Raw genomic sequence first — 8,320 nt, forward strand, 5'->3', positions numbered from 1 at the left:
AAAAAAAACCAAAAGGATTTTTACTTGAAAATGTTCCTGGTTTATTAACAAGCGATAAAGGAAGAACTTTTGAAATAATTCAAAGTGAACTAAAGAAAGTTGGTTATGAGTTTTACTATGATGTTTTAGATGCTGCAGACTTTGGAGTACCACAAAATAGAAAAAGATTGTTTATAGTAGGATTTAGAAAAGATTTAGTAAGTGATTTTTTCAAGTTCCCAAAAGGAAAAGAAGAAAAAGCTTATATTTGTGACTTTTTAGAAGATGATCCTAAAGGGTATAGCATATCCGAAAAAACACAAAACAACTATTTATTCAAGTTAGATGACGGTAGACCACAGATTATTGATAAGGATTCAATGATCCAAGTTAAGACTTTAGTAGCAAGTTATCATAAAATACAACGCTTAACAGGAACATTTGTAAAAGGTGGAGAAACAGGACTAAGATTACTATCAGAACTTGAATGTAAGAGAATACAGGGATTCCCTGATGAATATAAAATTCCTGTATCAAGAACCCAAATGTACCGACAGTTTGGTAATAGTGTAGCGGTGCCTGTTATAGAAGAAATTGCAAAACAAATGGTTGAGGTGTTACAGTATACCTAAAGGAGGTGACACCAAATGGCTAAGAAAAAAGATGGTACATCATGCGTAGATATTATAAAATCATTATTTACTAAATATCCTATAAGTGATGAAATGAAACCACATGAAATTATTAAGTTTTACTATGAGAAATATCAAACAGAATTTCCCAATAATAATAGTGTAAATGGGACAATTTTTGAAAATCTATTATTGATTGTTTTTACAAGAGCAGGCATTTCCCCTATTTATTATCAAGCAAAAATGGCATTAGTTCCTAACGTGGATTTTGATATGGTTCTATACAATAGAAAAACCCCTGTAGCTATTAGTGCTAAGACTAGCTTAAGAGAACGTTGGAAACAGGCTGATATTGAATCTATGGCATTAAAGTACGTTCATAGAAAAGCAAAGTGCTATCTATTAACGCTATCCAAGGCAGAAGTAGCAACTAGAAGAAAAGAAGAAAATTCTTATGTAGGGATAGATGAATTTGTTATTGCTAATGAGCCTGAATTTGATGCATGGTTAGAAGAAGTTAAGACTATAGCTTTTAGAGAGTCAGAAAGCATTGATTTAATTGAAAATGCAGTAGTTGCTAAACGAGATGCTACCAAGTTAAAAGAAATTTTAGGAATTGAATTTTAAAATAAAAATCCTCTGCTAGATATTTAGTGGAGGGTTTTATTTTATGGTGGGAGTTACACGTAGTTATGGTGTATTATAAAAAAGATTATTGTAGAAACAATTATAAAGGCTTAATATAAAGTTACACGTAGTAACGGTATGTTACAGACGGAGGGGGGAGCAATATGGATGCACAGGAGTTATTGATCCAAGTAAACCAACTATTAGAAACAGGCTTGAAAGTATCAGAAGTAGAAAAAAAGTTAGGCTATGGTGATGGACAGGCTAGAAAGCTACTTAGTAAGGCTGGTTTTAAATGTGATAGGAAACTTAATAAGTATGTGCCTAAGGATGGGGAGGTGCAGACCCTAGAGCAAGTAGTAAAGCCAATAGAAGAAAAGCCACAAGTTACACGTAGTAACGGTGTTATGCCACGACAAGAACCCAAGCAAGAACTAACCCAAAAGCAAGTATTTACAGGGGCTGAGGTTGATATACTACATAAGCTGATCCAAGAGTATCAAGTAAGACAATTGATCCAATCAGAAACCGAAGAGGACAAGGGAAAGACCATTAATAGAAATGTAAGAGTATACGAAAAGCAATTCGATAGCTTTGCAACCTGGTGCAAAGAGAATAACGTAACACAAGCCGATGCACTCTATAGAGCCATTGATTTGATGATGAAAACTTTTAAGTAGCGAGTTAAAATACTTTGCTACTTTTTTTATTGGGTGGTATACTATAGAAAACTAAGTTTACTGGTTAACCTATTGAAAAATAAGGTTTTGTAGGTTTACCAATTTTGAAAGGGGTTAGTGGTATGGCACAAGAAACATGGGGACTAAAGTTAGATTTAGACCTAAAGGAAAAGGTACAAGAGATAGTAAAGAACGACTTTGATAGTAGTAAGGAGTTCCTAGAGCAGTTGGTTAATATGTACGAACTGCACCAACTTAAACAAGGTGAAAACGTTTTAACCTCAGAAATCGAGGAATTAGAAAGCCTGACAAGACGTATCAATAATGTATTTATCAATGCAAACGCAAAAATTAATACTATGTTAGCTGACAAAGATGATAACGCTGCAAGACAAGTAGAATTAAAGGGTAAGCTAATCGAAAGGTTACAAGGAGACATTGCAACCCTGGAAGAAGAAAGAGAACAAATAAGCAGTATAAACGATAGCCTAACCCTTGCAAATACTGACTATATCAACCAAGTAAACCAACTAACTAAGTCAACCCAAACTTTAGAAGACTTAGTAACAGAGTACAAAGAGAAGAACGATACCCTCACAGGGCTACTAGCCGAATACAAAGCCGATAGGGAGCAGAACAAGAGCCTACAGGAAGAGAACCGAGAACTACAGAAGAAACTCCAAGAACTTAACGCAGTAGCTACAGAACAAGCTAAACAGATACTAGAATCAGGTGAAAGGCTACGGGAACAGTCTACAAAGCACGAAAATAGCCTACAGGAGCTTTTAACTAAACAAGCCGATGAATTGGACACCACGAGAAGAAAAGCTGAAATAGATGCAAATCTGAGCGTTCTGGCGCTACAACAGGAACACCAAGCCAAAGTACAGGCTTTACAGGATAAACACAACGCAGATATAGAACAGTACCAAAGTAAGTATAGGGAACTGCTAGAGCAGTTGGAGCAACAAAAGAAAACTACTGCTAAACCTAAGAACACCAAAACCAAAAAGGAAAACACTACACAAGCCGAATAAATAAACTAATCCCCCTACAGGTTATGTATGGGGGACTTTTTATGTAAAATATAAAATTGTACTTTTATTACTATACAAATGTCACTTTTTTAAAATGATGGCTGCACTTTTATTACCACGCAAATTGCAAATAAAAAATATATTCGACTACCGTTTGGTTTCCTGTTCCTCCTAGTCACATACATCCTTTCTGTATTTTCTCTCTGTATTTTCTCATGTAAAAAGAATCTACAGGATTTTTACTTCTCTTTATAAGGAATAACACTTGTAACCATTGGTATTACTACGTTTGAAAAACGAATCTACAGAACTATTTGTAGAATCTGTTACTGACAAAGGAAGTTAAAGCCTAATGGCAATCAATTATGCCATATGGAAGAATATGGTCTGTAGATTCTCAATAGATTTTACCTAATAAAAACTCCGACTATCGTTCGATTTTTCTATTCCTCCGTCATAGGTGAGTGTTTTAGTGTAGATAGAATAGTAAAAAAGAAAATACACTATATTTACTTCTTTCTTTAAAGAGTTAACGTCTGTAAGCATTGGTATTACTAGCTTTGTAAAATGAATCTACACCAACCTAGTGTATTTCCCACCATTGACGGAGGAAATGTAGAGCCAAATGGCAATCGTATTGGTATTGGTAAAATATGGGGTGTAGATTCCTACTGCTTTAAACGACAAAATAACCTCTATTAAACCCTTAGAAAATATAAATAGGCTGGATTAAGGCTGAAAATTGTAATATAATATAACTAAATAAATACGGACATGAAAAAAACTCCTAGAGTGTTTAAGTTTGGCGACCTGACCACTTCTAAGAGTTCCCATATGTATAACCGTAAAGGCTATTTGTATTTTTTATACTCTAATTATAGGGTTTAAAATACTAATAGTCAATAGCGGTGTACCTACTTTTTCATGTATCTTACAGAAGAAAGGGAGGTGCTTTTTTTATGGGAGCACTACAAGCCGACTATATACCAATAGAAAAGGTCACCCACGTACAAGCCTTACATAACAAGGTAGATGCGAAATGTTGGGTAACTGTAGCAGATAAAGAAAAAGAATATAAACAACGACACCACAAGTACAAGGAACTTATAGAGGATGGGGAGCAAATAATTAATAATATTAATGCTTATATCTCAATGAATGCCTTTTATAGTACCTATAGACGAGCGGAATATTTAAGGCAATTAAATACCTTATACATTGATCTAGATGTCTATAACACCCCATACAATAAAGAGCAAGTGCTGATGCAACTTAGGGAAGAGTATTTTAATATAAAAATTCCACAACCGAGTATGATTGTAGATAGTGGAAGAGGATTATATTTAATTTGGACTCTTAAAAAGACACCAAGTCAAGCACTACCACTATGGAATGGCATAGAATCATTCTTATATAATCAATTAAAAGAGTTTGGAGCAGACCGTAAGGCTTTAGACTGTACAAGGGTTCTACGAGTGCCTGGAACGTTAAATACAAAATCTAATACCATTGTAGAGGTGCTTGATAGATTTAATTTTGATTATGAATTAAGAGATATTCAAAGAGATTATCTACCACTTCTGGAGCCAAAGGAAATAACTAAAAAGCGAAAAGGTAGAAAGCCCAAAGTAATTAGTTTGTTTACTACTCATTCTTTACACTATGCAAGGATGCAAGACCTCATAAAGCTATGTGAATTAAGGGATTGGGATGTTAAAGGAAGTAGAGAAAATATATTATTCTTGTATCGTATGTTCTCGATCTGCTTTACTGAGGATAAAGAAAAAGCGTTAGAAGATGCTTTGGAAATTAATAGTCAGTTCTTACAACCTCTAAATGAGAGAGAAGTAATAAGAGCCACCAAATCGGCAGAGAAAAAGGAATACAAATACAAGAATGAAACTTTAATAGAACTCTTAGATATTTCACTAGAGGAACAAAAGCACCTTAGGACAATAATATCAAAGGCTGAGGCCAATGAGAGGGAAAAAGTTAAGAAGAAAATCAGTAGAAGAAATGAAAACGGATTAACTCAGAGGGAAAATGATAAACAAAAACGTATAGAATCTATACAAAACCTTAAAAATCAAGGGTTGAGCCAAGCAAAAGTAGCTGAAGAATTTAAAATAGGAATCGCTACAGTAAAGAGATATTGGAATATATAGGTGGTATCACGAAACGTCGCTTTATATTATGGGCGTAGCCTTGTTCGCTCTTGGGGAAACGAGTAGCTGGTTTCATTAAAGCTTTTTGGATTTATATTCTTAAACAACCGTACAAAATACATAGGGATATTCTACATATTTTTTTTAGTTCTCCGAGAACTGTGCAATGACTTCCACATTCTTCACATGATTTAAAAACTTAAATCAAAAAGTAATATTTACCAAGTGTCCCATGATCCCCAAGTACCACCCCCTTACCATGCTACACTATAGTTGTTGTTATCTTAACTTCCTATCTTGCTAGGAAACAAGACAATATTGCTGTATCACCTTTCAAACCAATGGTGTAAGTCTGTATCATCTTTTAGGGGAAAGGTGGTATGGACTTATTGCCATATAACAATAAAAAATTTGATAAGGGGATTCAGAAATGTTAAAAACTAAGAAAAAGGGTGCTGATCCAATCAAGGACAACAGACCAAAGAACGTAATTACAACAGATGTAGTAGGAGTACCATCACTAGTACACGCACTAGGGGGAAAATCTCTAATTAAGACGTTTGGAGCAGAAAGTGCAACGGAGGTCTGTAGTAGATTAAAAGCATCTACTTATGTAGAAGTGGTTACAGAAGATAGTTGTAAACCTTATGCAACCACAGATATGCGTCAAAGATATGTGGAATTAAAAGAGAATGGGGAATTAGAGGGTGTAGATGTTATAGCGATGCCTATGTATGATCCAATTCCATCACTAAAGGCAGTTAACAACGTTTTCCTATACATTCAAGACTTTAGACTCCAAGTGATAGAGAAAGCCCTACAGGAGTTATCAGGGGTCGAAATAGATAACTTGATCCTAGTATATGTGGAACAGTATGTGTTAGATATCTATACCACAAGACAAAAATATGACCTAGAGCAGTACGTGCGAAATGGTGTAGTAGGTGCTTATGCTGCTACAATAGAACACCTGGTACAGAATATTGATCCAAAGGTATTTTTAATCTCTAAGGAACAAGCAGAGTTTGTAAGAGTGTTTAACAATTGCTATGTATCAACGGAGAAAGATAAACAAGACCTGATAGAACATGAATTTTACTACAGGGTGATGAAACTAGGTAGAAGAGCGACGTTTGAAGAGTTATTAAACTATGTAAAGGAATTAGGTTTCAATGTGATTGAAGAAGAGGATGGAGCGATCCATATCTTTAGTAATTATATTAAATCTATATAAATATAAAAGGTTTTCCATGAATCTAGGGGGCAGTAGCCCTCTTTTTTATTGCTTAAAAGTTATACGGTTAGGTCATACTCCTAAAAAGGAGTGGAGCAGATGAAAGACCAAAGAAGTTTTATAGAAATACGAGTGTGTTGGGGGCTGTCCTTGTCAATGATTACAATAATTATTTTAATACCCTTAATCCTTTGATAGTCAAGAGATAACGTACAAGTATATGAGGTATAAAACAGGATTAGAACAAAAATTTGTTATTAAACGGTCATACACTAAGTAATATACATCATAAAACCAAGAAAGGTAGGTGCTGTATATGCAAGAAGTGATTATAGTTCTAATCCTAATATATTTACTTACAAAATAGCTAAAATCTAATAAAATCAATACATAGGGCATACTTTAAGGTGTGCCTTTTTGTGTGGTTCGCAAAGGTATACTTATAGCGGACTCACAAGAGATAGTATTTATTATAAAAAAAAGACCAAAAATAAAACAAAAAGGGTTCGTGAAATCATGTTGACCTTTTGCGAACTAAGTGGTAAAATATGTTTATCAGATGAAATTGAAAAGGGACAGGTAGAGCAAATGAACATATTTTATATTCGTACAAGTACAAAAGAACAAAATGAAGCGAGACAGATTGAAGTAGCTAAAGAATACGGTTGTGCTGACCAAGGCAAGAACCTATTTATAGATAAGCAGACAGGTACGAATTTTAATAGACCATCGTTTGAAGCTATGAAAAAAGTTATCAGACAAGATGATATAGTATATGTACATGAACTAGACCGTTTTGGACGTGACTATACAGAAATTAAAAATCAGATAGCAGAAATTGAAAGTCTAGGAGCAAAGATCCACTTCCTAGACATCCCTGTAATACAAACAGGTGATGAAGCAACAGATAAGCTATTACGTGACCAATTTATAAATACGCTATCATATGTGGCACAGAAAGAAACAGAAAAGCGTAAAGCTAGACAGGTGCAAGGTATCGCATTGATGCCTGTAGATGCAGATGGTAAAAAATACAGTAGTAAGACAGGCAGAAGTACAGGTAGACCAAAAGCAGAACTACCAAAGGACTTTGCAAAGTATTACAAACGTGTACAGGATAAAGAAATGACTGCTACAGAAGCCATGAAACTTATGGATATTAAGAAAACAAGCTATTTTAAATATGTAAAAATGTACAAAGAAGAACAGGGGTTAGCATAAGCTAATCCTTTTTTGCTATTAAATTTTCAATTGGTACGCACACCAAACGCTGAGGCCCCCAAGTTGTCCCCACGGATATACCCCATTTTTGGGTGGTTTAACAGGGGGATAGCCTAACACTATGCCCACCAAGACCTACAGGCATACATTAAAGCCCTACATAAGCTTAAACCAACACATTACTTTAAGGGTCTACTGCTCCTTACTTTAGGCTAAAAAGCTATTAAAGTTAAAACTAATAGGTAGAAAAGAGAAACCTTTTTCAAAAGAGAGATATATATAGGGGGTTTGTATACCTATCTAGTAAACAGGCGGGGATTTATAGATAAAGGGGGAATACCTAAGGGTAAAATACCCAACTAAGGACACGTTGATTTATTCCGTATGGCTATGTATAATTACAAACTAGAGATTAGAACGATTTGGAGGTAATGTAATCCTATGGACTTTAAATTTATAGATTTATTTGCGGGAATTGGTGGGATGAGAATTGCATTCCAAAGAGTAGGCGGGGAGTGTGTGTTTTCCTCAGAGTGGGATAGATTTTCCCAACAAACATATAAAGAAAATTTTGGCGAAATGCCAAGTGGAGATATTACACAGATAGATGCTAAAGATATTCCTGATTTTGATGTACTTATAGCTGGATTCCCTTGTCAACCGTTTAGTAGTATCGGAAAGAGAGAGGGCTTTGAACATCCAACACAAGGAACATTATTTTTTGATGTAGTAAGAATTTTAGAAG

Annotated in this window: 9 protein-coding genes; all 9 read left to right on the plus strand. The window is 34.7% G+C overall.

The genetic code is table 11. The annotated features are described in order from the left end of the window. On the plus strand, nt 1-611 hold a 611-nt coding region (dcm, locus tag PBV87_RS00060; RefSeq protein ID WP_271010675.1), incomplete at its 5' end, for a DNA (cytosine-5-)-methyltransferase. 15 nt (nt 612-626) lie between these two features. After that, on the plus strand, nt 627-1,238 hold the full coding sequence (locus PBV87_RS00065) for a PDDEXK family nuclease (RefSeq protein WP_271010676.1): 612 nt from the start codon (nt 627-629) through the stop codon (nt 1,236-1,238). Between the two features lie 164 nt (nt 1,239-1,402). Continuing rightward, a complete protein-coding gene (locus tag PBV87_RS00070) occupies nt 1,403-1,918 on the plus strand; it encodes a hypothetical protein (protein ID WP_271010677.1) in 516 nt (171 codons plus the stop codon). Between the two features lie 122 nt (nt 1,919-2,040). Beyond that, nucleotides 2,041-2,955 carry a coiled-coil domain-containing protein gene (locus PBV87_RS00075; RefSeq protein WP_271010678.1) on the plus strand — a complete coding sequence of 305 codons (915 nt, stop codon included), beginning with the start codon at nt 2,041-2,043 and terminating at the stop codon, nt 2,953-2,955. Between the two features lie 567 nt (nt 2,956-3,522). Next, complete coding sequence (locus PBV87_RS00080; RefSeq protein ID WP_271010679.1) at nt 3,523-3,657, plus strand: hypothetical protein; 135 nt, start codon at nt 3,523-3,525, stop codon at nt 3,655-3,657. Nucleotides 3,658-3,914: 257 nt separating this feature from the next. Beyond that, nucleotides 3,915-5,120 (plus strand): DNA-primase RepB domain-containing protein, encoded by a 1,206-nt coding sequence (locus PBV87_RS00085; protein ID WP_271010680.1) that lies wholly within the window; start codon nt 3,915-3,917, stop codon nt 5,118-5,120. A gap of 430 nt (nt 5,121-5,550) precedes the next feature. Then, on the plus strand, nt 5,551-6,354 hold the full coding sequence (locus PBV87_RS00090; protein ID WP_271010681.1) for a hypothetical protein: 804 nt from the start codon (nt 5,551-5,553) through the stop codon (nt 6,352-6,354). A gap of 516 nt (nt 6,355-6,870) precedes the next feature. Beyond that, on the plus strand, nt 6,871-7,575 hold the full coding sequence (locus PBV87_RS00095) for a recombinase family protein (RefSeq protein ID WP_271010682.1): 705 nt from the start codon (nt 6,871-6,873) through the stop codon (nt 7,573-7,575). A 441-nt stretch (nt 7,576-8,016) separates the two neighbouring features. Then, nucleotides 8,017-8,320: DNA (cytosine-5-)-methyltransferase (gene dcm, locus PBV87_RS00100; protein ID WP_271010683.1), on the plus strand; the 304-nt coding region annotated here is incomplete at its 3' end.

Origin of the sequence: Holtiella tumoricola (genome assembly GCF_027857615.1) — a bacterium.
Lineage (GTDB): Bacteria > Bacillota > Clostridia > Lachnospirales > Cellulosilyticaceae > Holtiella > Holtiella tumoricola.